Source organism: Rickettsia endosymbiont of Halotydeus destructor (genome assembly GCF_049278075.1).
Lineage (GTDB): Bacteria > Pseudomonadota > Alphaproteobacteria > Rickettsiales > Rickettsiaceae > Rickettsia.
Genome location: NZ_JAPNPB010000002.1, coordinates 226827 through 252638, shown reverse-complemented (window position 1 = coordinate 252638; position 25812 = coordinate 226827). Strand labels below are relative to the sequence as shown.

The window sequence follows — 25812 nt, the reverse complement described above, 5'->3', positions numbered from 1 at the left end:
TAATAAAATATCTATGCATAAATTAAGTTATAGTGATTTGGCTTCCTGGTAAAATACAGGTAACCATCTTTCTGGATCGTCACCGTATTGTTCTCTAATTTTATCAAGTAGTAAGACGGTTTCAACTCTACCGGATAAAACATTAATTATATTAGTCATGCCGTCTAAACTAACTTTAGCAACTACGGCATCAACTCCTTGCTTGATCAAAAAATAGCGAGTTGCTGGATCGGTAGTTTTGATTAAAGTATATTCACGTTGACTGAGCATAAAAGCACTGCGATAAATATCAGTTGCTTTAAGATTAGGCAAGAAGATTTGTGTAGCGGTTTGTTGTATCAATGTATCGCTAATCCTGCTTTTTGCCGCATCTTCCACACTTTGAGTAGCAAAAATTACAAAAGTATTTAATTTTCGTAAAACCTTTAGCCAGTCTTTAATTTTAGGTGCAAATACTGGATTATCAATCAATGCCCAAGCTTCATCTAGGACAAGCATTGTCCTTTGTCCGTCTAGAGAAATATTAATGCGGTGAAAAATATATAGCAATACCGGTGATAAACTAATCGGGTCTTTTAGCAACTCTGTCATATCAAAACCGAATACTCTAGCTTTTTGTAAATCAATACTATCTACTTCATTATCAAATATTTTTGCGTGCGAGCCTTTACCGACCCACATAGCAATACGGCTTGCTAAACTATCGGGCGTATCGATTCCTAAGAATGCTACGACATTACTTAATCTTCTGTCTTTTTTCTCAAGTCTAAAATTACCATCTACTAGTTGAGACAACACTTTATTATCTTGCGCAGTTATACTTTCACCGCTAGAAGTTACTAAAACCCTGAGCCATTCTAAGATAAAAGTTCTATTCTCACTATTATCTTCTAATTGTAAAGGATTAAAATTACATTTTACTCCTGGGTCAATCATCGTATAAACACCATTTAACGCACGGATAAATATTTCTGCCCCTTGATCTTTATCAAAAAAGAACATACGAGGCTTAAATTTTTGTGCTTCGGCGCATAAAAAGTTCATTAAGACTGTTTTACCTGCGCCGGTGGGGCCAATAATTAAAGTATGCCCGACATCTCTTACATGGAAATTGAAATAAAAAGGTGTTCCTGAAGTAGTATCAAAAACTGTAACATATTCTCCCCAATGATTATCCTTGATCTTACCTAACGGGTAATTATGTTGCGATGCAAAGCTAGCCATGTTTAAAGTATTGATAGTAGACGTACGAACTATATATTCCATATTTCCGGGTAATTGTCCCCAATAGCTAGGCTCCATATTAATTTTTTCTCTAATCGGCTGAATACCGGAATTAGAAAGTTCAACTGCTGCCATTGACAATATATCTTCTAAAGCTTTGGCACTATTCGCTGAGCATAAAAGTGATAAATGATGTTCGCCGAATCCTATATCACCGCTGGTTGCCATATCGAGTGCTTGGGAAATCTCGGCAACTTGCGATACTGCTTTATCGCCGGATTGAATCATACGATTTTGTTGTAGTTGCATTTTACCTATTGCGACCGTTCTGTTAGCAAAAACAAAACTTTGAGTCATAACAAATTCAAAAGGCATTTGCAAAAAACCGTCAAAAATTCCTGCCGATGTAGAAGGGCCGTATTCAAGAACACTTAAGATACCGGCGTATTTTTTACCGACCGGACTTCTCGATTCAATTGATCTAGAGCCAAAAAATAACCTATGGGTAGCTATATGTTGATCAATAGGTCCTCTCGGTAAAGCAACCGGCCCCGGAGAATCGCCGCAATTTACGAGAGAAGAAAGAAATTCCAAAATTTCACAATAAGAACCATTATCGGTTTTGCGTGTGCCGAGCAATTTGGCTCCGTAGCTTCTAAAAGTATTCACTATTCGAGTAGACATTTCTTGAAGGTTATCCTTCATCTCCCTCATGTCATTTTCCCAGGCAGTTTTATTAGATTTTTGTCGTAATTTCTTAATAAAATACTCAACGATAGCAGCGCCGCCAGTGTCGGGCCTATATAAAATGCTAACATATAGCTCATTAAAAAATGATCTAGCGCCGGCATGTTTTTTTCGCCATTCAGCTCCTAAATAAGTTATAAAATCATTCGGGATTTTTACAGTCGGATCGTATGTAAATTCAGTATCATCAAATATCACGGCTTTGCGTCTTCTAATAATATGGAAATACATTACGATATTACCGGAGGACATATTTTTTAATAAAGCATTTCTGATATTCTTTTTAATATCTAAATCCTCATCGTCAGCAGTTTCAAAAGAAAAGCCATTTATTTTTACGACTTGCAAAAGTTCATTATTTTTAGTGAGGATAGTATTACTATCCCAATGGCATTTATAAGGAATAAAATGAGAAGTTGACTTTTCTTGTTTAGCTTTTGATTCTTTGGCAGCTTTAGTTTTAAATAACTTCATTATTTAACCTGAATATTTTTATATTCTATTAACCTGAAAATTTGTTATGCCTTAGCTTGCTCAATATTGTGCGAACGTTTAAATAAAGAGGTAAAAATTCTTTTATACCGCGGCTTGACCCCTCACAACAATACTACACTCAAGCGCTATACGAATTTGCTCCGTAATAAAATTTATTAGGGCATTGGCTAGTTCTTGATAATTTATTTAAATAGAGTTCTATAAATCTCGGTTCTTTAAAGCATATAACATAACCTATTAAGTGCAAGATTCCTGCCATAAATAAAACAGAAATTCCATTATTCCAAATAAATAATGTCATAGACGTGATCATATTTAATGCCGCAAATTTTATGCTTACCCCAAATATCATCGCCGGTCTTGTAAGCCCTACAAATAAAGGATCAGATGATAAATTACCCGCCATATATTACCTATTCTTTGAAATTATTGTTTATGTTCCGTAAACATAGTAAGCAGTACTGAATTTGGAGTAGTACTATTCACAAAATGTACACAACCTATATTATTTTCGATCGCATTAATTGCCGCTTCGATTAATTCCCTCTTTATAATATTATTATTATCGTTTAACATTGACTTTAATATATTAATATCTTGTATTTTTGTATCTAATGCAAGCGAGTTTGGTAACTCATGTGGAAATATTAAATGATCTGCACTTAAAGCAGAAGAAATTACGGCACTCGTCATATCCGCATCTAATAAATGTGTGTTTTCTTGATCATCATTGGCAATCGGTGAGATAACGGGTATAATATTGTTATCTTCAAAATTTAACAATATTTCAGGGTTTATTATTATCGGCTCACTTACAAAGCCGATATCTATAACATCATGATTTGCCGCTCTTCTATGTGATAATTTAGATTTTTTAGCTTGAAGTAAATTAGCATCTTTACCGGAAATACCAATAGCATAACATCCTGCACTGCAAAGCTTTGAAACAATAAGCTTATTAACGTAACCGGATAAAATCATTTCCGTGATAATAGGATTATTATGAGCTATTGTGCTTATTTTATCATTAAGATTATCATCGATTAATGACTTTAACGGCGAATTTTCTAAATCGAAATGATCATGTACTATGGATATTTTAGCACCGCACATCTCAAGTAATTGCACAGATTCAATAAAAGCTGAGAATAACCCGGCATCATTAATAATTACCGCAGGTAATTTTAATACTATAATCTGATCTTTAATCTTATTGCTATTCCTTATTATCTCTTTAATTGTAATAATATTTTTTAAAGAAGGAATATTTTCAATTTCCTTTTTCTTACAGTTTGATGCATTTTGCCAAACTAAGCTTAACTTCTCTTGCACCTTCCTTACTCCTGCTACTTACATACATTACATTACATGAGTAGTTTAAAGTTGCAAGAAAATTCTGTGCTTCTGTCAAAAGCTTTTTGGGATGAGTTGCTTTATCCGACTTAGTAAAAATAATTTGAAAATCTCTATTGTAAGAAAGCAATAAACTAGCGACTTTCTTGTCGTGTTCTTTTATTCCTCTTCTTGAGTCAATTAATAAATTCACTAATTTAAGGTTAAGGCTGTTTTGAAGGTAATGAGCAATTAATATTTCCCATTGATTTTTAACAGAGAGAGGAACGTTTGCAAAACCATAGCCGGGAAGGTCAACTATAATAAGCTTTTCCGCTAGATTGAAAAAATTAATTTGTTGAGTACGTCCGGGGGTATTGGAAACCTTAGCAAGGCTTTTATTATTGCATAAAGTGTTAATTAAACTTGATTTACCGACATTTGATTTACCAACAAAGGCAATTTCCGGTAAAGAAAAATTAGGGATCTGACTGGGACGCATCGCTCCGGCAATAAATTTTGCCTCCTGACGAAAAAGTTTAGTAACTTTATCAATACTCATAATAATATTTGCGTTTTTATAATGATGCTGTTCTAGGTTAAGTGACGACTTGGTAACTATTTAATATAAACAGATATTTATACTAAACTTATTTAATAGACTAGTTAAATCCTTATATATTTGTGGCGGTCTGAATGGTCACAGCCATGTCGTGGCTTGCCGTAAGGAATCTTTATTAATTTTCGAGCTGTGTAGCAACTCCTCGTTTTTACACGAATGATATCATTTATTCAATAACAATATTACTACCAATTAATTCGCTACTAATTCATTTTAACATACTTATACAAAAAAGCCATTTAGGTTCTGTGAACAAAATTTAAATTAATCTATTTTAGTTCTTTTTTGCTGCAAATTATAAGATTTTTTTGAAATATGAATAACTATTCCTACAAAAATTTTATTAATTTTCGCTAAAAAATATCTTAAAATATAAATAACTTAAATTTTGTTTACAGAACCTAGATTAATTCAAGTTATCTAAAACCGGAATTATTAGATTTTGTAGTAAGTTCTAGCCATTCTTGTTCATCGATAATTTTAATATTTAACTCTTTAGCTTTTTTTAATTTACTACCAGCATCTGCGCCTGCAATAACTAAGTAGGTAGAAGACGACACGCTAGCCGTAACTTTTGCTCCTAACTTCTCTGCTTGCGCTTTTGCTTCAGCTCTTGAAAGAGTGGGGAGGGAGCCGGTAAATACTAATATTTTGCCGCTCAAACTACTTTGTTTAATTTGCTCTTGATACTCTTCGATATTTAATATCTCGCCAAGCTTACGGATAAGGTCAATATTTTCTTTAACATCAAAAAAATCAATTATATCTACTAAAATTTTATCACCGACACCTTCTAAATCATTTAATTTTTGATAAATAGCTTGATCACCTTCAGCAAGTGACGTCATTTGCGTTATAAAATTATTATAAGTTTGGAATTCTTTAGCAAGTAGCTTGGCAGTTTGTTCGCCGATATGTCTGATACCTAAAGCATATATAAATCTTGCAAGACTAACATTTTTTGATTTGTCAATACTAGTAAAAAGATTCGAGACAGATTTTTTGCCCCATCCATCCATATTTTCAAGTTTTGTTAAACTAGCATCATTTCTATCTTTTAAGAAAAAAATATCAAATGGATTGTTGATTAATCCTTTATCTATTAAAAACTCTACTTGCTTTTTACCGAGTCCGTCGATATCCATAGCATTTTTTGAAACAAAATGGCGAATCCGTTCATAATTTTGTGCCGGACAATTTAAATTATCACATCTGATTATTATTGTCTCTGCTTCATAATGAAGAGTAGAGTTGCAGGAAGGACAAAATTGCGGTGGCTGTATTTCTACGGCATCTTCAGAACGTTTAGTAAGGTCAACGGCTGTAACCTGCGGTATCACATCGCCCGCGCGTTGCAAAAATACATAGTCGCCCACCCTAATATCTTTTCGAGCTATTTCCTGGTAATTATGTAATGTTGCTCTTGCAACTATCACTCCGCCAATTGATATAGGCTCAAGCTCGGCTACTGGCGTTAAAGTTCCTGTTCTGCCAACTTGCACGGTAATAGATAATAATCTTGTTTGCCCAATTACGGCAGGGAATTTATGAGCAATAGCAAATCTAGGACTTCGAGCAATGAAGCCCATACGAGCCTGCAGAGAAAAATCATTTAATTTATACACTACTCCATCTACTTCATAAAGTAACTGCTCTCTATTAGTTGTTAAATATTCATAAAAAGCAAATATTTCATCTTCTGTATTAGCTAATTTTCCGAGTTCATTAACGTTAAAGCCAAATTCCTTAAGCTTTGCCAATAACTCATTTTGTGTATTCGCGAATCTTTCACTAGTTTCGCCTATCGCATAAACAAAATATTTTAGCGGTCTAGATTTAGTGATAGCCGCATCAAGCTGACGCAGTGAGCCGGCAGCTGCATTACGTGGGTTGGCAAATCTATCTTTATCTAGCAATTCTTGCTGCTCATTTAATATAGCAAAATCTGCTTTATCAATATAAATTTCTCCTCGTACTTCCAATTTTGCAGGTGCATTGACGATTTTATGAGGAAAATTTTTGATAGTTTTAATATTAGCTGTTATATCTTCGCCGATATAGCCGTCGCCTCTCGTTGCGCCTGTTATAAGTACCCCGTTTTCATAACTAGCGGCAAAAGATAATCCGTCTATTTTAGGTTCGCAAAAAATAGGTGTAAACTCATCTAACCGTAGAAAATTCTTTATTCTAGTGATAAAGACTTTAACATCATCTTCGTCAAAAGCATTGCCAAGCGATAACATTGGCATACTATGCTGAACTTTAGCAAACTTACTTTGAACGCTACTGCCTATCTTTTTACTCGGGCTGTTTTCTAAAACTAAATGAGGAAATTTTTGTTCTAAGGTCAGATTTAGATTAAATAATTGATCATACTCAGCATCAGACACTAAAGGTGCATCTTCCATATAATAAGCATGATTATATTTTTCTATTTTAGCTGCTAACTCTTTTAGCAGCTTACTTGCTTCTGATTCTGTGATTAAGTCTATATTTTGCATTGATTAGGTATTTACATTTTTTCAGCAGTTTTTTTAATAGACTTCTTGCATAACGTAGCTAATAAGGAGGAATTTGAAGGAAACACGGAACGCAGCACCGCAGCGTACTCTAGTGTACGTGAGGATGCGAGTACCGGCTTGACGTACAAATTACCCTTAGAAGCAAGTTATCCAAAAAGTCTAATTTAAACCTAGCCATAATTTAAGTGCATTATCCAATTGAACTAATTCACTAAATGAAAGTTTACCAATTTTTTTATCAATCTTTTCAGATTTAATGGTAACGATTTTATCGACCATAATTTGTGATAGCGAGCAAAGACCGGTTAATTGTGTAGAAGCTAATGAAAGGCGAAATAACGGTGCATCTACTAAATGCGTTGTTATAGGACAAAGCGTTATACTAGCATGAGTCGGATTAAATAGATCAGCTTGAACAACAACAGCGGGTCTTGGTTTACCGTAATCTTCACTTAGTGCGCAAGTTATAATATCTCCTCTTTCCATTAAGAATTCCACCCTTCTTGGTCAGTATTTATTTCCCATAAATTAGCATCCAAATCTTCTTGCTTACTAGCTAACAAAGATTGTTGTTTAGCTTCTTCTGCTAGATTTGGATGTTCTAGTTGCTTAAGATATATACGTATTGCTTCACTAATTAACCAGTTCTTACCACGATGCAAATCATGAGCTGCCTTTTCAAGTTTTTTACTCAAACTTGGCTCTAAACGAATGCTGGTTATATTACTTTTTGTCATTTTTATCTCTAAATAATAATATTAATTTTACTGTACCACAAAGTATTACATATTGCATTATATTTTTTAATTATTTACTTAGCTTTCAAGAATTGGATTTCTTCCTCCTATTAATTAACCCAATTAAAAACCCGCTAGAAGTGATAATAACCCCCAGCCAGATAAAGCTTATCATGGGTCTATAATATATTTTAGCATGAATTATATCATTATCTATATTACTTAAAACAGCGTAAAGGTCATAAGTCAAATAAGAATAAATATCACTTTCCTGTGATAGGGTTTTCTCAATTATGTAAAACCTATTTTCCGGTTTTAATATAGTAATTTCTCCGGCTCCATCCTCAAGCCAAAATTCGGCAATTTGTCGATAATAATTTTCTCCCTGCGAAAATTTAATATTTTGTAAGGTTACTTTAAATTCTCCAAGTATCTTGCTCTCGCCGACTAAGCCGGTGAAATCGACTTCGCTTTGTAATAGTGAATTAATAGTAATACTAAAGGCAATTAGGGCAAAACCGAAATGTCCTAAAAATACTGCAGCACTAGTTACTTTTAAAGCTTTTTTAAAATATGCAGTTCTATTAAGTAAAAAATTAATGTTATGTAGCATCAAAAAAACAGAGGCTACTATAATTGTTGCTGAAATAAGACCATATTTTACTTTAAAGGAAATAGGGTAACATATTACCAAAGAAAGTAATAAAATTATAATATGTTTTTGTCTAGAGCTGTTAGTAGTAAAGAGACCAGCAATAAAAAGAATCGGAATAACGAAAATAATAAAATTATTAACAAAAAACTCTTCATTAATAATGACCGGCTTATCATCAAATAAAGAGTAAATTACCGGATAAAGAGTAGCGCTTATTAATATGACTAAGCTTGTTAGAAAACAGATATTGCCGAGAATTATACCTTTTTCTTTGATGTCATACCGTGGCTTGGCTACGGTATCCAGAAAATCCTTGATAAAAAGACTGGATACCGTGGCTTGACCACGGTATGACATTAGTCCAAGCGAGCCAAGCGCAATCATTATAAATATTGTCAGTAAATAAGCTCCTCGCTCCGGTGATGCGGCAAAAGAATGAATAGACGTAATAAAGCCGGAACGGACTAAGAAAGTACTAAATACTACTAATAAAAAAGTAATAATCGATAAAATTATTGTCCAGCTTTGCATCCGAGCTGTTTTTATCGTCACTAAAATTGTATGATGAAGAGCAATAGCCGATAACCACGGAAATAATGAGATATTTTCTACCGGATCAAAAAACCAGAATCCTCCCCAACCAAGCTCTCTATAGGCCCACCATGATCCAAGTGCAATGCCGATAGTCGTAAATAAAATACCGATATTGGCAAAAGTTCTTAGTAACTTTATGTCATTCTCCGCCTTTCTGTCGCTTCCGTTGTTCTTGTCATTCCCATAAAGACGAGAACTCAATAAAGTTATACATGCCCAAGTGAAAGGCACTACATAGCTAACATATCCTAAATATAATATAGGGGGGTGGATGCTAAGGGCAATGTCTTGTAGCATCGGGTTTAATCCTAGCCCTTGTTTGGGGGCAAACGAAAAAGCATTAAATGGGTTAGAAGTAAAGTAAATAAAACTACCGAATAGTAATTGTATTAGCGATAAAATGACAATAGCTAGCTGCTTGCTTTGTTTATCGTGAATTAAGGATACATAACAACAACCGATAATTTGTAATAAACATAACCATAGTAAAATTGAACCTTCATGGCTTGACCAGCTGCCGGCAATTTTAAATAACAACGGTTTTATGGTACTGGAATTTAAAAAGACCGTTTGTAAAGAGAAGTCGGATGTAACAAAACTATAAATTAAAAAGATAAATGATAATAAAGTAGCGATAACGCTAAGGTAGAAGAAGAGAAGCATTTTGATGTCATTCCCGCGAAGGCAGAAATCCAAGCTTACTTTGTCATGCTGAACTTGTTTCAGCATCTCATTGTTAGTAGATCCTGAAATAAATTCAGGGTGACTAGAAACGTTTTTTCTGGATTCCCGCTTTCGCGGGAATGACAGAAAAGATACAAACAACAAAACAATTGCTCCACCGCTTGCAAGCATAGCAAGTATTTGGAAAAAATTACCGATATCACTCACCGTTAATTGTTCCTTCGCTTGCCGGTAAAACGGTGATTTTTACGCTTTCAATCTTATTGGCTATTTTTTTGTTAATAACGATACGTAAATTGAATATTTCTATTACTTCGTCTTGACTTGGGATACGTGCAATTTTATGAATAATTAAACCAGCAATAGTATTTGCGTCATTATCCGGTAAATTCCAATCTAGTTCCCTATTAATATCTCTAATAGTAGTGGTGCCGTTAATTATAAATTCAGAATCGGATTGTTTAATAATTTCATTATTATGACGATCATGTTCATCGGTAATATCTCCGACAATCTCTTCTAAGATATCTTCAAGCGTAATAATACCCTGCAAATCACCATATTCATCGACAACGCAAGCAAAATGATTGTTACGTTCTCTGAAAGCCTGTAATTGGTGAACGACCAAGGCATTTTCCGGAATAAACCAAGCAGAAGTTGCTAACTCTTTAATATTAATTTTTTTTGCATCATTATTATTTTCATATAAAGCACGTAGTAAATCTTTTAAGTGAAGAATACCAATTATATTGTCTCTATTATCTTGCCATAAAGGTACGCGAGTATTTGAACTTAAAGCTAAAGCATTTTTTATTATTATTTCGGTAGGTAAATCTATATTGATAGCAATAATATTACTTCGATGAGTCATAATTTCTGATACCGTCATATTTCGGATATTTAAAATCCCTCCTAACATATTACGATCGGACTTATAAACATTTCCTTCTTGATGGTAATGCTCAATCACTCCTCTAACTTCTTCCGTACCAGATATTTGAGATTTTAAGTTAATACGAAATATAAAACAAAATATTTTTGTAATATAATCAAGAGCAGCATTAATAGGCCTTAGGATTTTTAAAAAAATTATAATAGTCGAAGCCATAACTAGTGTTAGTTGTTCAGCTTTAACCACTGCTATTGCTTTTGGTACCACTTCCCCGAAAACGATTATTATAAAAGCCATAACTGCCGATGCGACTATTGTGCCGCTATATCCAAGAAAGCTAATGAATAATGAAGTTGCAATAGTAGTACAAACAGTGTTAATTAAGCTATTGCCGATTAATAAAGCCCCAATAACTTTTTCCTTTTTTTTAAGAACATCTAAGGCTAGCTTGGCACGTTTATTGCCTTCTATTTTAAGTTTATGGATTTTTCCTGGAGAGGATGCGGTAATAGCAGTTTCCATAGCGGCGAGAAGTGCAGATATACACATCATTATAGCAATAATGATTACTAATAATGTAGTCATTTTTTTGATACGGATGTAAAGTTGTTATGTGTAATTATATTCATAATAAAAATTTTACCTAATGTTTTTTTTATTATTATAAATTATTACCCTCGAGTTCGTTCCTTGCTACTGCTGCTATTAATACGAGATATAAAACTTGAATCTGAATTTTGCATTTTATGTCCTATTTCTTTAGCTTGTTGTTTTGTTAATTCTTTAGTTAGTATTTCTGCGTGAGATTTTCTTAAGTTAGCTCCTGCTCCTTTAGATTGTTCGGTAGAAAGAATTTCCTGACCTTTAGCATATTTTGTTAAGTTATCGCATACAAATACCCCGCAGTCATAGGCATTTTCTTGTTGTTTTGTTTTTAAATCTATTATTATTGCTGTCGGCTCCACTTTTTTAATTAAATTTAATAATCCAGGTCTATTATCTATAGGATTACCCATAGGATCATTATAAGTAAATGTTACCTCATCGTTTTCTTTATTGTAAGTTGCTACCATACCGGTCCAGTGTTCCCCTCCGGTCTCAATAGGAATAAGTGAGTAGTCTTTTCCTTCTTCCTTCATTGTTTTTACTATTTCTGAAAGCATCGATTCTTTTAAGTCATCTGGCCATGCTAGCGAGAGTTGTTGGATAATTACTTTATTGGGTTCATCTAAAGAATTTTCTAAAATCTGCCTTATATTATCATCAGTATATAAATAATTAGGTTTAACTACATCATTTATTGAAGAGGTAAGAGCTAATGATTCTTTGGAAGCAGTGTTCGCTTCACTAGCTTTCTCTTGTGTTGTATCATTTACAAGTTGCTGTTCTACTCGCGCGGATTCTGCTTGCAATTTTGTAATACCTGTTTCTTCCTGAGCAGTTTTGTTAGAAGGAGGCATTAATTGTGCTTCCGGTTTTTTAGATTCTTGATATAATTGCTCTTGTTTTTCTTTTACTATTTCTGTTTTAGGAGGGAGTGGGTTTATTATCGGCTTAGCTTCCTCTTGCTTCTTGCCAAATATTTTTTCTCTAATTGCTCCAACTATTTCTTTAAAATAATTAAAAACTTCTCTAAAAAAGCCGGCAGGTTGTGGTCTATATTCTTCAACTATTTCTTGCTTTATTTCTTCCGGTATAGGTGGCGGGTTTCCATTAAGAGTATTAATATTAGGATGGCTAGAAGGTGATTGATCGTTATCGCTCGGTAAAGTAGGATTCATATCTTTCTCCATATTAATGGGTTGCTGTAAAATTTTTGATACTAGCGTATTTGCATTTAATATAGTTTGAAGGTTAGAAGTTTTTTCTTTCGCTATAAATCCGTCAGAAACCGCTAAACCTTGATCTTGTGCATTGGCAAAAAATACATGATTTACGTTTGGTAAAAGCTTCTTCCAGATATTTTCTAGCTCGGTGTTTGGAGACAGGGTTTTATAATTATTAAATGTAAAAGAAGTTTTTGCACCAAGAATTTGAGAATTTTTCAAATCTTTTAACCCGATTATGGGAAGACGGTCATTTGAAGAAAATTGAATATTAAATATCCGAGGTTGAGCATTATTATTTACAGAAACTAATGCTCCCATAATACGATCTTTATCCGGTAGGTCATTACTTGCATTTGCTTTAAGAGAGACAACGGATACGTCTTGTTCATATCTTAAGGTATTTATTTTTTGCAGCATTATATCCGCACCGCCTAAAGAAAGAGTAAATATTGTAGAAATATTTTCCTTTTGCTTAGTCATTAATTATCCGTAATCACCATTAAAAAATTTAAGTATGATAATTTTTTGAAACTAAAGCAAGTAGATATTGTTATTGGGAGAGGGTATTGTTGGGTGGATACCCTCAATCGTCATTGCGAGGAGGGACGTAGTCCCGACGTGGCAATCTAAGAAAAAAATAGCTAAAAATGCTATGAAATTTATTATTTCTAGATTGCCATGCTCCTTTCAGTCGCTCGCAATGACGGCTGAAGTATCCACGTAACTAAACTACTTCAGCTACCCACGTGGATGCGCTTTAATTTTTAATGCTCCGTGCTTTAGTTCATATATTTTATCCATCTTATAGGCTATTTCATGATTATGTGTGACCATAATAATAGCAGTATTCTGTTCTTTTGCCACTTTAACAAGTAAGTTAAACACTTCATTAGTGGTTTTAGGATCGAGGTTACCGGTCGGTTCATCCGCTAGAAGGATTTTAGGTTTGTTAATTAAGCTACGAGCGATAGCCACACGTTGCTGCTCGCCGCCGGATAATTCGCCCGGCATATTATGTAGTTTTTTAATTAAACCAAGGCTTTGTAATATCTTCTCTGCTTCTTTTTTTGCTGTTTCTTCATTATCACCCGCAATTAGCCGAGGTAAAATAATATTTTCAAGAGCGGTAAAATCTTTAAGTAAATGGTGTTGCTGATAAATAAAACCTAAATGATGCAGGCGGATTAGGTGAGGTTTTTTTTGCTCGGCAGCTTGTATAATAACCTGCCCGTTTGTTGGATTGTCAAGCAGCCCTGCAATATGTAGCAAAGTCGATTTACCGCTGCCGGAAGAGCCGATTACCGCAATTAACTCACCTTCATTGATAGTTAAATTAAGATCGTCTAGCACTCTGATAAGAGTGTTTCCCTGCTTATATTGTTTTGAGATATCCTTTAAAATTAAAACATTTTTACTCATATCTTAAGGCATCCACAGGATTTAATTTTGAAGCTTTATAAGAAGGGTAGAGAGTAGCTAAGAAACATAATATTATTGATAAGGAAGAAATTAATACTATATCTTCTATTCTTACCTCTGATGGCAAAGTATATAAGAAATAAATTGCGGCTTCAAAAAGTTTGGTACCAGTTATTTTTTCTAAACAGGTTTTAATAGCTTGAATATTATAGGAAAAACCAGTGCCGAGTATTACGCCGAGTATAGTGCCGAGCAGACCAATAAACATCCCGTTACAAATAAAGATTATCATTATTTGCTTAGTGCTTGCGCCAATAGTTCGGAGTATCGCAATATCTGAAGTTTTGTCTTTGACTAGCATAAACAGGCTTGAAATAATATTAAATGCGGCAACCGTAATAATTAAGGAAAGAATAGTAAACATTGCTATTCGCTCAACCGCTAGCGCACTTAAAAATTGTGAGTGTAATATTTGCCAACTAGTTACCCTTACGTCGTTACCTAGTAACTGTTGTACTTTGTATGAATATGCTAAAGCTTGATCGGGATATGAGGTATTTATTTCAATAAGGTTAATATTATTATCGAGCGATAAAAAATTTTGTGCAGCTTCTAGAGGCATCAAGATAGTTGCGCTGTCATAATCATACATACCACTAGTAAAAGTAGCGATAACTTTAAATTCTTTAGATCTTGGCATACTACCGAAAGCCGTTGAAATTGCGTTCGGTGAAATTAATTTAAGCTTATCACCGGCATTAACTCCTAAATTGCTTGCTAGTTCGCTTCCCAAAGCTATAACATTTTTGCCATGAAAATTCTCAAAGCTACCAAAATTGACATTTTTTAAAATCTCGTTTTTCACCTTTAAGTCTTCTATATCCATGCCTTTAATGAGTGCGCCGCTATTATTGCGTTTTCCTAGAGCCAAAGCTTGTCCGTGTGCTACGAAAGTTACGTGTTTTATATAACTTTGCTTAAGTAATATAGTTTTTATTTCTTGATAATCTTCGATAATGTGGGATTTAGGCGCAACTATTATATCGCCGTTTAAGCCGATGATATTCTTGGTAAGTTCGGTATGAAAGCCATTCATAACAGACATGACTATTATCAAAGCAGCAACGCCGATAGTCACCCCGAGCAGTGAAAAAGCAGAAATAATAGAAACAAATTTTTCATTTTTCTTGGCTCTGAAATATCTAAAAGCTACTTTTAAAATAAAATTTTTATTAGTCATTTTGAATATTTAAGTTAAAATTTTTAATATACAACCTCGTCATTGCGAGTGACTAAAAGGAGCGCGGCAATCTAAAATATTTCGTTTGTCATTGTGAGAAACCGTTAGGCGACGTGGCAATCTTATGAAATTAGTTGGATTGCTTCGCTTTGCTTTGCTCGCAATGACGGTAAGAGCCTTTTAGATTACCGCGTTAATTCTTCGAATCTCCTCGCAATGACATTGAAAGTATCTAACTTAATCTTTTTGAATAGAAAGTTCAAAAATTTTATCATATTGAAATAATTTGTAACATGTTAATAACCCGAATACGGTTATAATACATACAGTTATGCCTAAAGGTGCATAAGTGCCGTTATACAGCCAACCGACTAATTGTAGGCCTATTGCCGTTGCAACTAGCCTGGCGGAAGTAAAAACACCCGTCATGCGAGCTTTACCGTTAGGGATCGCTTCAAGCAATAACGGCCATAATATATTAAACGGATATATTATTCCCACTGAGAGTAATAACATAACTATTGTTATAATAAGTGGATCGGTAGTTTTATTTATAATTATAATAGTATTGGCAATTAAGAATATTATTATAAATGAAATTCCAAAATAAAAGCAATTTTTAATGCCAAATTTTTTGAAACAATAACTGCTAGTAAAACTCATCGCTGCAAATAGCGCAGCCAGTGAACCTTGATAAAGCCCGAAAGTTTCTAATGATACTCCTAAATCCTGCATATACAAGATAGGTGCTATACCGATAAAAACCCAATATCCTTGAGCAAGGAACATTAAGGTGAGTAGATAATAAACAGCTTTTCGTGATTTAAAAACCGGTAAATATTCTTTTAAGGAAATTCGTATTTCCTTATTTACTTTACCTTTTGGAATGAATAGTAAACCAAGTATTAGGCTAACTATACCGAATAAAAATAATAAAATAAAATTACCACGCCAGCCCCAAAATAAATTTATATAACTACCTACTACGGGCGCAAAAGCCATGGAAAGAGTAATAGTACCGTTTAATACTCCCATCATTTCCTGTTGTTGTTGTACTGAATAAATATCTGCCAGCACTACATATACAAGCACCGCTACCGATGATATACCCGCACCTTGCAAGAACCTGCCTACCAACAATATTGGATAGTTATCGGCAATTATACATAGCAAACTGCCTATATTAAAAATCACTAAACCGATAATTATAATAGGTTTTCGCCCGTAGCGATCGCCTAAATTACCGACAATAAGTGAAGTTATGCAGTAAGCTATTAAATTCACCCCTAATGACCATTCTACCATAAAGGGAGAAAGGTTAAAGGTATCTTGTAAATTGGGGAAACTGGGAACGAATAAATCTACTTCCGCTCCCGCAAGAATTTCCATAATTATAACGGTAATAAATAGTTTCATAAAGATAGTTTATAATTGACTTAACGCATATTTTGTACTAATATATGTACATGTACTTAAATATGTTCATATTATGGAAGCAATTTCTTATACTCAAGCACGTAATACTTTTTCTAGCCTTATGGAAAAAGTATGCACTGATCATAAATCCGTGATCATTACAAGACAAAAACAAAAACCGGTAGTTATGATGTCTTTAGAGGATTATAACGCTTTAGAAGAAACCGTATATTTATTAAAAAGCCCCAAAAATGCCGAAAGGTTAAATCGTGCAATCAATGATCTTAAAGAAAATAAAAATTTTAAAAAAATATCCTTATAATGGAAATATTATTTCATCAAGATGCATGGGAAGATTATCAGTATTTTCAAAAAAATGATATTAAAATTATAGAAAAAATAAATCAACTAATTAAAGATATAACAAAGTCTCCTTTTTTAGGAATCGGTAAGCCTGAAGCCTTAAAATATAATTTATCGGGCAATTGGTCACGTAGAATAAACCATGAGCATAGATTAGTATATACTATAAAAAATAAAACTGTTTATATATTGCAATGTAGATATCATTATTAGGCATGCCTAACCAAAAATAAATGACTTAGAAATTCTACGTCATAAGCTATGGAAATTACGAGGTAATTGACGAAGCAATTCAGTAAAAAATGCTAATTTATAGCATTTTTGTTATTTTTTATGGATTGCCACAGCCACTTCGTAGCTTCGCAATGACGATATCTATCTTTGGTTAGGAATGCTCATTATTAAGTATAGAATATATTATAAGAATTGATAAAGTTACCAGTTCTTTTTTCATCTGAATAAAAATAATCACTGTTGCTATTCTCACTTATTTTACCTTTTAAAGCAATAGTTTCGTTGCTCCTCCGGTTAAATTTCTGTAATCATCACGTTCATCTGGAATTTTCTAATAAATACCTTGGTTTTTTGAATATTTTCAATATAATGTACTTTACTAAAATTAATTTCTTAATATTTTATTGATTATATATGGAGTGAAGATCAATATGTCAAAATTAGAAGATTTTTTGGTAAAAATAGGTAAGAGCAACTTAATACCACAATCAACCCCTACTCCTGATTGTTTAGATTTAGGAGGGGTAGATTTAGGAAGTGAATTACAAAGCTTAGTAGAAGCTTTAAAGGAAGAAAATAGTATAACTAAATTAGTGTTGAGAAACGTAGGTAATGTAACAAATTTAGACTTAAATGTTCTAGCAAAATTTCTTGAAAGTGAAGAATGTAAAGTAAAAGATTTTAATTTTAGCAACAATGGTTTAAATGCAACCACTATATCATTGCTTTCAGATTCGTTAGCAAAAAATAAAACGATTGAAATTCTTAATTTAACTGGTAATCCGTTAAGAGATGAAGGTTTTTCCACGCTATTACAAGCTCTTTTGCAGAATGATACTGTTCATACTTTAGAACTATATTGTACTGGTGTAGAATTAAAAGAAGAAGTAGAGCCAGCAGTTATCGAATTTTGTAAACAAAATAATGCTGTTAAGAATCTTGCAATAAGTAATGATCCTGCAAGAGTTAGTCCGTATGATCCGGTGCCAAGTGAAAAACTTGTAATAGAGCCTAAGAATGCTACTAAATTTATGCAAGCAATTTATCAAAAAAATAATCTCACCGATTTAGATGTAAGGTCAGTTAAGCTAAATGATGAAGGCGTATTAGAATTAATTAAACTTTTAGAAAAACATGATACAAAAATTAGTGAGATTAGTTGTAATATAGGATCAATAAAGCCAGAAACAAGAGAAAAATTATTAGAAGCTATAAATAAGAATAAAACTCTTACTAATTTCCTTATTTCTCAGAGAAAAGAAACGCCTGAAAAGGAGGCGCTTTTTGAACAAATTCAAAGTGTAACAAATAGAAATATAGAAGAGATAAAAACAATAGCTCAGAAGTTAAAGGATTTTTATAATCTTCCTGCTGAAGTAAAGGAAGGGCATGAGGCGTTACACAAAAAATATCTAGCTACTTTTCACCGTGATATTAAAAAATCTCAACTACATGACAAAGAAAGTATTAAGTTCCATGGAGAGCTTAATAACGAAGTCCTTGATAAAGTAGATAAGTATATCAACAAACATTTCTTTGTAATGTCAGGAATTGCAAAAGCACAACAAACAGAAGGAGTACCCAATGAGGTTGTATGTAATATATTAAAATATGTTGGTTTGAATGATATTGTTTATCAACAACCACAACCATTAGAAGTTACAATGTGCTTAGGCAATACCACTGAGTCAACGTGTATATCTAATAATTACTAGTAAGGATAAGATTTTTTAAAATCTTATCCAAAGCTGACGTTTATAACCAAGTATCGAGATGAAGAATTTAGATTAGGTATTACATGTACCATAAAACTCTATTATTTTTTCTTTCACCGCTATCGGATCGTTCATTAAATTAATCGTTCCCCTAAATTCTGCTGAGTTAGGTAGACCGCTACTATACCAACTTATATGCTTTCGAGCGAGCGGTACTCCTGTACCAACGCCGTAATATTCAAGCAATGCTTCATAATGTTCAAGAATTATGCTAAGCTGCTCGGTTATAGGAGGCGGCGGGGTTTCTTCACCGGTTTGCAAATAATGAGCAATTTGTGAAATTAGCCATGGCTTGCCGTAAGCACCTCTACCGACCATAATTCCGTCAGCCCCTGATTGTCTTAAAGCTTCCTTAGCTTTATCGAAGCTATTAATATCACCGTTAGCAATAACCGGAATTTTAACCGCTTCTTTGACATTTCTTATAAATTGCCAGTCAGCCGTTCCTGAGTAAAATTGGCATCTTGTCCGTCCATGTACGGTAATCATTTGTATTCCTGCATTCTCAGCAAGCTTTGCAAGTACCGGAGCATTTTTTGTTTGATCATCCCAACCCATACGCATTTTAACGGTTACAGGAACTTTAACAGCCTTAACCGTTGCTTCAAAGATTTTAGCAGCTAAATTTTCATCTCGCATTAAAGCTGAGCCGGAATAGCCTCCTACTACTTTTTTTGCCGGACAACCAAAATTAAGATCAATAATTTTCGCTCCCATATCTTCGTTCATTTTTGCGGCTTCTGCTATTACTCCAGGTTCGCAGCCGGCGAGTTGGACACAAGCTCCAGTTGCGTCGTCATGCATGATTGCGCATTTTTGCAATGATTGTCGTGATTCAACAATCATAGCTCTACTCGCTACCATTTCCGAGACTACAAGTAACTTTTTATTAAATCTTTTAACGAGTTTTCTAAATTCCAAGTCAGTTACGCCCGACATTGGGGCTAATATAACATTTGAAAATTTTATATTACCAATTTTTATCATTTATTTTTCTGTTTTATTCAGCATTGTTACGTGGATCAAAAACGGTGTTACTTCCTGTCATTGCGAGCCGATATAAACGGCGTGGCAATCTAGAAACAGTAAATTTCATAGCATTTTTAGCTATTTTTTCCTTAGATTGCCACGTCGAGATTACATCCCTCCTCGCAATGACGTTTTTGGGATACCCACGCAACATATACCTTCGCGGGAATGACATACACAGCTTATCTTCCCGATGATAAAGTAGAATATACGCCGTCTTCTTTTCTAATAATATCATATTGTCTTTGAGCTATTGAATCGACAAAATGAATATTACCGGATAAGCCTATATAAGGTTGTCGGCTTTTTATTCTATTTAAAAATTTTTCAAGCGCAAATTCTTCGCCGATATAGCTAGCAGTCATCTTGCCTAAATCATAGGCTAGAGCATGCATAAAGCTTATGTGATTAATTCCAAGTTCCTTAGCTCTTTCAGGTACATCGCTATTAAGAATATTTAAAGAGCCAGTAAAATTAATATTAATATTCTCTTGATAATCAATATCAATGCGGTTATCGCCGATTAAAATAGCTTTTTTATCTAAATTATGTTTTCTTATACTGTTTGCTACTAAATTAAGGTTTTTTGGATCGTCCGATAAGTAAATTACCGGTTTTGCTGTGTCTTCTTTCTCGTTAATAATATCGACGTTATCGGAAATAATTTCTGCAGCTTTTTCTATGGATTCAGGGGTTTCAGAATAAAATGCGGTACGGACCAAAGTTGCACTTTTCTGGATTAATATATTTTGTATTACCTGATGAACAGTTTGAGAATGCTTGCCTTCTGGTAACAAAACCATAAAATCCTTATAGTTGTTATCGCCGAAATAATTGATAATTCTAATCAACTGCTTTAAAGGAGCATGTCCAAAAACAAGTAATTTATCTTCCGCTAATGCCGGATTATTGGACATGGTTATTATAATAATGTCGTTCGCTCTTGCTTGTTCAGCTATCAACGAAGTAAAGTTAGAATATAGTGGCCCTAGAATAATCTTAGTTTTGCGTTTTACTATCTTATCCATGGCGGCAAGTATGTTTTTTTCATCCGATCCGTCATAAGAAGTAACGTGAATATATGATTTTATTCCATCGCTAAGCCCCATTTTTATTAAGTCTTTATATTGCTTGCCTAGCTCACCATCCCCTCCGGTCGTCGGCATTAAAATTGCAATTTCAATTTCTTGTTTTGGCGATTGTGGTTTTGTTATAGACGGCTCATTCGTAACGCTTTGACAACCAGATAAATAAATCAGACAAAAAAATGATAGAATGATTCTGAGGTTCAGTGAAGATTTTTCAAATAATCTAATTTTGGCTCTTTTTTGCTGCAAATTATAAGATTTTTTTGAAATAGGAGTGGCTATTCCTTCAAAAATCTTATTAATTTTCGCTAAAAAATAACCTATAATATAAATTATTTGAAAAAACTTCACTGAACCTAAAAATCTTTGTTCTATACTAGCCATAAATATTATTATAAAATTTAAAAAATTATGATTTTGAAAGCAGGGCTATATGTTGTTTCAACACCTATCGGAAATTTAGAAGACATAACGTTACGGGCATTATCAACCTTAAAAAATTCAAGCGTTATTTTATGCGAAGATACCAGAATATCGCAAAAATTGCTAGCAAAACATGGAATCAAAGTAAAATTACAAATCTATAATGATCATAGTGACGAACAAAATAGAAAAAATATTATGCAGTTAATTGAGCAGGGAGAAGTAGTAAGTCTTATCTCCGATGCGGGTACGCCTTTAATTTCCGATCCAGGGTATAAGTTAATAAGGGAATTACGCACTCTTAATTATCATGTAGAAATAGCCCCAGGAGTTTCTTCCCCAATTGCTGCTTTAACTTTATCTGGCCTTCCAACCGATCGGTTTTTATTTTGCGGTTTTTTGCCTAAAACAATTGAGGGTAAAAGAAAAATCTTTAATGAATTTATAAATATCCGTGCTACTTTAATCTTTTTTGATACGGCAATACGGTTAACAGAGTCATTAATTACGGCTAAAGAAGTTTTAGGAAATAGAGAAATATGTGTAGCACGTGAGCTAACTAAACGATACCAGGAAATAAAAACTGCTACTATTAATGAGGTAATAGAATTTTATCAGAATAATCCTTTGAAAGGTGAAATAGTTTTATTAATATCTGGCTTGGAGGATAAAGATGAAGAAAAAGTAGCAAAGGATTTACAGGCTTTTATAAAATTATCTTTAGCTAAAAACCTAACTGCTAAAACTGTCACCGATCTTGCTTATGAAAAATTTAGCAATAATTATAGCAAAAAGGAAATATATAAAATTGTGAATCAAATAAGGGGATGAAGGTATTTTAGGAATACCCAAAACGTCAGGGCGAGATGCCTCTTGGCGTCCTGTCCATCCAATTCGCTCGCCCTGATGGGCTTTTATTGATTTCCTGCTCCACGCAACAATGCTGCTCTATACAATATAAATTAATCAGTCATGGAAATGTGTGATATTGCCCATATTATTTACCTCATGATTGTCGTTACTAGCAATATGAGCTAGGTTATTTTGTTCAACAGGTGAATTATGTATTGGCTCTTTTATTTCTTCTATAAATTGATCTAATACATTGAAATTGAATTTTTTATAATGATATTTCTCTCCCCTAATTGGTGCTCCAATAATCTTAGATAACTCATCTATTTTTTTGCTAGCAGCTAAGCAATTAGTGTCATCTTGACTTAAACTTAAAGCGTCTCTATAGCATCCCATCGCTTTATCATGTCGACTGATTGAAAGGTAATAATCCCCTTTATCTATTCTAATATTTGGATCATCTGAATTTAACTTAATAAGCTCTTTAAAACAGTTTCCAATCTTTATTGATTTGTCTACTACTTTAAAGCATTCTATAGCTTCTAAATATTGTTTATTATTAAATAATATTGCACCTAGTTTTCCGTAAACTTCAGATAATTCTGGATTCATTTTTAACGCTTGTGTATAATTCGTTGCTGCTTGAGTGTAATCACCTTGAGCATCGTATATATCCCCTAAGTTTTTATAGGCAATCGCTTTTTGCTTAGTACAATTAGGATCATCTTTACAAATATCTAAATATTTTATAGCTTCCTTATAATAAGCTATATCAGGCTCACCGCTTTCAGCATTTATTTTACCTTCTTCTACTTCTAGGAGTTTGATTTCTCTTTTTAATACCTCCTCTATCTTCCCTTTACATTCCTGTAAAGCTTGCTCCATATGACTATAATCTACAGGTTTATTTCCGCACACTTGACTAAAACATTTATTGATATCTATTTGCTGTTTAAAGACATATGCATAGTTTTGGATTTTTTGTTTTAACTCATTGTCATTTATTACAAACTCTGCAAATACTTCTAGCACCTTTAAAAAATTATCTTTAGCAGAATTTAAGTTATTATTATTAGATAAATTTTCAAATAATATTTTTTGTAAAGATTTGATTTGATCAAGTTTTAAAAATGGATCGAGAGAACTATGTAAAGGTAAATTATCAAATAAAGTATTTTTTTCTGAAGTTGATGATTTCGGTAAAGATTCTACAATATTATAATTATCAAGTTTCGTAAACTCGTTACCCTCAATATTTGTCATACATTTATTAGGATCACTAATAGCTTTTGTAAAAATATTGACTAAACTGTTAATATTATTATATGTGACTTTAAGTAATCCTTCTGCACATTCCTTTGCTTCTTTTGAAATGGATATATTAGCAGAGTTAGGTTTTGTAAATAAATCCACATATTTAGTAGAACCATATTCAGCAGAACCATTAATTGTATCTAATATCTCAGTAGTTTGTACAAATGTTTCCTCACCGGGTTCACGAAAGATATGTATAGATTTTTTTAGAAACTCTAACATCTTTTTAGTTTTAGCAGGAATATTATCGTTATTTTGTGTTACAACCCTATCAAAATCTTTTTGAATATTAACAAGATTTTTTTTATTGTTTACTTTAGTAATAACGAGAGATACACTATTTTCCAAAAAATCAATATCAGTAAAAATTTCTGCAAATTGTTTAACCATCGGTAATATGTTTTCTTTATTTTTTAAGTCAGCTTCAGTAATTGCTAAAACAAATTTTAGTTGTTTACTGATCATACATAATTTTTGAGTATAAAAAGCGTTTGCTATTTCTTCAGCGGTACCCCTCGTATCCATAAAACCTGGGCAATCCCAAATTGCTACCCCGTTTTTATCGGTAAGTTTGCTTGAAATTTTGGTTTCTGAGACTTGTGTATGATTAATTACAATATTTTCTTTGGGTACAACTGCTTTAAAGAACATGGCTCCGTTATCTTCGACTACTTTTAATTCTTCACCGGCTAGTAAATAAGTTAAAGTGCTTTTACCGGCTCCGGTTTTACCTAATATTAATATTCCTTTGTCATTCCCCTCTGTTATTCTATCATTCCCTATCGCTACTAACTCCATTGTCTTTTGAATTATTTCTTGTTGTTTAGCCATAATTTCCTCTGCTTGTTTAGGAACTATTGGAGGGCTTACCTCCTCCCATATATCTAATTCGTCCGAGGACAATTTTGTAATAAGTGGACAAGATAGGCTAATTTTTTTTTCACTAATTTCCTTATTCTTAATTAATAAGTTTCTAGTTTGCGCCGACATTTTACCATGAGTTCCAATAGTAAAAGCAAAATTTTCAATGTTAACATTAGGTAAGAGATTTGCCAGCTTCTGCAACTCTTGATCGGATATATATATTTTATTATTATGAAAGTTATAGTTGGCTAAATTGCCATCTTTTTGAGCCGCTAACCAATATTCGAATCCTTTATCACTTATATTATTGTCGCTAAAATCAATATTCTTAATAAGAGAATTCTCAGCTATATCAGCAAAAGCTTTCAATCCGTTATCCCCTATTTTATTTTTACTAAGAGAAAGAGTTTTAATATTTTTATTATCCCTAAAAGCATTAGCTAGAATCTTAGCATCGTCGCTTGTAAATTGGTTATTAGAGAGATCAATCTTTTGCAAGTATTTATGATTAGCAATTGAGTCTGCTAAACTTTTTACCTCTGAGATACTAAATTTGATATTATTGAGGTTAAGGGTAGTACCACCGTTTTTTAAACTATCAGCTTCCGCAGTAAACCCCTTACTTTCTATAAAATCTATTAATTCTTGCATATTATGCTCCTTGATTAAAGCTCATGATTTTTAAGATTTTGTTAAAAATCTCACTACATAATAATAACATAATAAAAAAGTTGAAAAAGCCAAGAAATATTTAAATATAAGTGTAAATAAAAAATTTATCCTGTATCTATATCTTATAGTTGAATAACTTTTTGTTTAAATTATATTTTTTCTATAAAAACTGATCGTATAATAAATTATGTCTTAAACAGAAATTGAAGACTTCACAAAATACCAAAAGCACTCCAGCAAACCTAAATCTACAACTGAAGATAAAATTATAGTAAATTCATTTAAAAGCTTATAGACAAAGCCGGATTAATCTATTATAAGAATTGGTCATACGTTATATATACGTGAAGTATTTCGAGAATTAGATTTTATTTTGATGGGTGAGTACGCACAGCCTATACTTAATAGCCATCTATTAAATAATGGCATGCGAATCTCTGATAAAATAAAAAAATAATTCTTGAAAGACGAGGCGTATAATGGCCCGATAGCTCAGTTGGTAGAGCAAAGGACTGAAAATCCTTGTGTCGCTGGTTCAAATCCGGCTCGGGCCACCATATATGATATTTGTTGTGGGATAGATTTATAGTTGTCATTGCGAGGAGTTGCGATAGCAACGACGTGGCAATCTAGTTTTTGTTATGCTGAACTTGTTTCACCATCTCTTATAGCAGATCCTGAAATAAATTCAGGATGACTATTATTTTCTGGATTCCCGCCTCCGCGGGAATGACATAAGGGGCTACAAGAATGACAATAAAAATTTGATTTACATAACAGTACCTCCACA

At 33.1% G+C, this 25812-nt stretch carries 20 protein-coding genes, 1 tRNA gene and 1 pseudogene; 6 read left to right on the top strand and 16 right to left on the bottom strand.

Annotated elements, in window-relative coordinates:
* Positions 1-27 precede the first annotated feature (27 nt).
* The 5 genes from OTR29_RS03530 to ligA form a co-directional block, all read right to left on the bottom strand.
* Positions 28-2445: a VirB4 family type IV secretion/conjugal transfer ATPase gene (locus OTR29_RS03530; RefSeq protein WP_422229281.1), complete on the bottom strand. Its 2418-nt coding sequence runs from the start codon at positions 2443-2445 to the stop codon at positions 28-30.
* A gap of 139 nt (positions 2446-2584) precedes the next feature.
* Entirely contained in the window at positions 2585-2872 is a 288-nt protein-coding gene (locus tag OTR29_RS03525; protein WP_422229280.1) for a VirB3 family type IV secretion system protein, read from the bottom strand.
* A gap of 20 nt (positions 2873-2892) precedes the next feature.
* Positions 2893-3798, bottom strand: a complete 906-nt coding sequence (locus OTR29_RS03520; protein WP_422229279.1) for an amino acid kinase family protein — start codon at positions 3796-3798, stop codon at positions 2893-2895.
* Positions 3752-4360 carry a ribosome biogenesis GTP-binding protein YihA/YsxC gene (yihA, locus tag OTR29_RS03515; RefSeq protein WP_422229278.1) on the bottom strand — a complete coding sequence of 203 codons (609 nt, stop codon included), beginning with the start codon at positions 4358-4360 and terminating at the stop codon, positions 3752-3754. Before yihA ends, OTR29_RS03520 begins: the two co-directional genes overlap by 47 nt.
* A 476-nt stretch (positions 4361-4836) precedes the next feature.
* Positions 4837-6921 (bottom strand): NAD-dependent DNA ligase LigA, encoded by a 2085-nt coding sequence (gene ligA / locus OTR29_RS03510; RefSeq protein ID WP_422229277.1) that lies wholly within the window; start codon positions 6919-6921, stop codon positions 4837-4839.
* 15 nt (positions 6922-6936) lie between these two features.
* Here ligA and OTR29_RS03505 point away from each other — a divergent pair.
* Positions 6937-7101, top strand: a pseudogene (locus OTR29_RS03505) (palindromic element RPE1 domain-containing protein); the annotation flags it as partial.
* On the opposite strand, the gene OTR29_RS03500 reads toward OTR29_RS03505, so the two are convergent.
* The 8 genes from OTR29_RS03500 to OTR29_RS03465 all read right to left on the bottom strand — a co-directional run bounded on the left by OTR29_RS03500 (position 7102) and on the right by OTR29_RS03465 (position 16408).
* Positions 7102-7428, bottom strand: a complete 327-nt coding sequence (locus OTR29_RS03500) for a type II toxin-antitoxin system PemK/MazF family toxin (protein ID WP_422229276.1) — start codon at positions 7426-7428, stop codon at positions 7102-7104.
* Positions 7428-7679 (bottom strand): CopG family ribbon-helix-helix protein, encoded by a 252-nt coding sequence (locus tag OTR29_RS03495; protein ID WP_422229275.1) that lies wholly within the window; start codon positions 7677-7679, stop codon positions 7428-7430. The genes OTR29_RS03500 and OTR29_RS03495 overlap by 1 nt, the downstream gene beginning before the upstream one ends.
* A gap of 85 nt (positions 7680-7764) precedes the next feature.
* Positions 7765-9591, bottom strand: a complete 1827-nt coding sequence (locus tag OTR29_RS03490) for a heme lyase CcmF/NrfE family subunit (protein ID WP_422229303.1) — start codon at positions 9589-9591, stop codon at positions 7765-7767.
* A 220-nt stretch (positions 9592-9811) separates the two neighbouring features.
* Entirely contained in the window at positions 9812-11089 is a 1278-nt protein-coding gene (locus OTR29_RS03485; protein ID WP_422229274.1) for an HlyC/CorC family transporter, read from the bottom strand.
* A gap of 86 nt (positions 11090-11175) precedes the next feature.
* Positions 11176-12813, bottom strand: coding sequence for a Ulp1 family isopeptidase (locus tag OTR29_RS03480; protein ID WP_422229273.1), 1638 nt, complete (start codon positions 12811-12813; stop codon positions 11176-11178).
* Positions 12814-13071: 258 nt separating this feature from the next.
* Positions 13072-13752, bottom strand: a complete 681-nt coding sequence (locus OTR29_RS03475) for an ABC transporter ATP-binding protein (RefSeq protein ID WP_422229272.1) — start codon at positions 13750-13752, stop codon at positions 13072-13074.
* On the bottom strand, positions 13745-14992 hold the full coding sequence (locus tag OTR29_RS03470) for a lipoprotein-releasing ABC transporter permease subunit (RefSeq protein ID WP_422229271.1): 1248 nt from the start codon (positions 14990-14992) through the stop codon (positions 13745-13747). The genes OTR29_RS03475 and OTR29_RS03470 overlap by 8 nt, the downstream gene beginning before the upstream one ends.
* Before the next feature lie 237 nt (positions 14993-15229).
* The gene (locus OTR29_RS03465) at positions 15230-16408 is read right to left on the bottom strand and encodes a multidrug effflux MFS transporter (protein WP_422229270.1); all 1179 of its coding nucleotides are present in this window, start codon (positions 16406-16408) and stop codon (positions 15230-15232) included.
* A 73-nt stretch (positions 16409-16481) separates the two neighbouring features.
* On the opposite strand from OTR29_RS03465, the gene OTR29_RS03460 reads away from it, so the two are divergent.
* The 3 genes from OTR29_RS03460 to OTR29_RS03450 all read left to right on the top strand — a co-directional run bounded on the left by OTR29_RS03460 (position 16482) and on the right by OTR29_RS03450 (position 18720).
* Positions 16482-16730: a type II toxin-antitoxin system Phd/YefM family antitoxin gene (locus tag OTR29_RS03460; RefSeq protein ID WP_422229269.1), complete on the top strand. Its 249-nt coding sequence runs from the start codon at positions 16482-16484 to the stop codon at positions 16728-16730.
* Positions 16730-16984, top strand: a complete 255-nt coding sequence (locus tag OTR29_RS03455; RefSeq protein ID WP_422229268.1) for a Txe/YoeB family addiction module toxin — start codon at positions 16730-16732, stop codon at positions 16982-16984. The genes OTR29_RS03460 and OTR29_RS03455 overlap by 1 nt, the downstream gene beginning before the upstream one ends.
* 452 nt (positions 16985-17436) lie before the next feature.
* Positions 17437-18720 carry a leucine-rich repeat domain-containing protein gene (locus OTR29_RS03450; RefSeq protein ID WP_422229267.1) on the top strand — a complete coding sequence of 428 codons (1284 nt, stop codon included), beginning with the start codon at positions 17437-17439 and terminating at the stop codon, positions 18718-18720.
* Between the two features lie 72 nt (positions 18721-18792).
* Here the strand turns inward: OTR29_RS03450 and dusB are convergent, their stop codons facing one another.
* Positions 18793-19767: a tRNA dihydrouridine synthase DusB gene (gene dusB / locus OTR29_RS03445; protein WP_422229266.1), complete on the bottom strand. Its 975-nt coding sequence runs from the start codon at positions 19765-19767 to the stop codon at positions 18793-18795.
* A 224-nt stretch (positions 19768-19991) separates the two neighbouring features.
* Entirely contained in the window at positions 19992-21281 is a 1290-nt protein-coding gene (locus OTR29_RS03440; protein WP_422229265.1) for a penicillin-binding protein activator, read from the bottom strand.
* A 27-nt stretch (positions 21282-21308) separates the two neighbouring features.
* Here OTR29_RS03440 and rsmI point away from each other — a divergent pair, with 27 nt between their 5' ends.
* Positions 21309-22151, top strand: coding sequence for a 16S rRNA (cytidine(1402)-2'-O)-methyltransferase (gene rsmI, locus OTR29_RS03435; protein ID WP_422229264.1), 843 nt, complete (start codon positions 21309-21311; stop codon positions 22149-22151).
* A gap of 135 nt (positions 22152-22286) precedes the next feature.
* Here rsmI and OTR29_RS03430 read toward each other — a convergent pair whose 3' ends face one another.
* Positions 22287-25001: a tetratricopeptide repeat protein gene (locus OTR29_RS03430; RefSeq protein WP_422229263.1), complete on the bottom strand. Its 2715-nt coding sequence runs from the start codon at positions 24999-25001 to the stop codon at positions 22287-22289.
* A 502-nt stretch (positions 25002-25503) separates the two neighbouring features.
* On the opposite strand from OTR29_RS03430, the gene OTR29_RS03425 reads away from it, so the two are divergent.
* Positions 25504-25579, top strand: a tRNA-Phe gene (locus OTR29_RS03425).
* Positions 25580-25812: the final 233 nt, after the last annotated feature.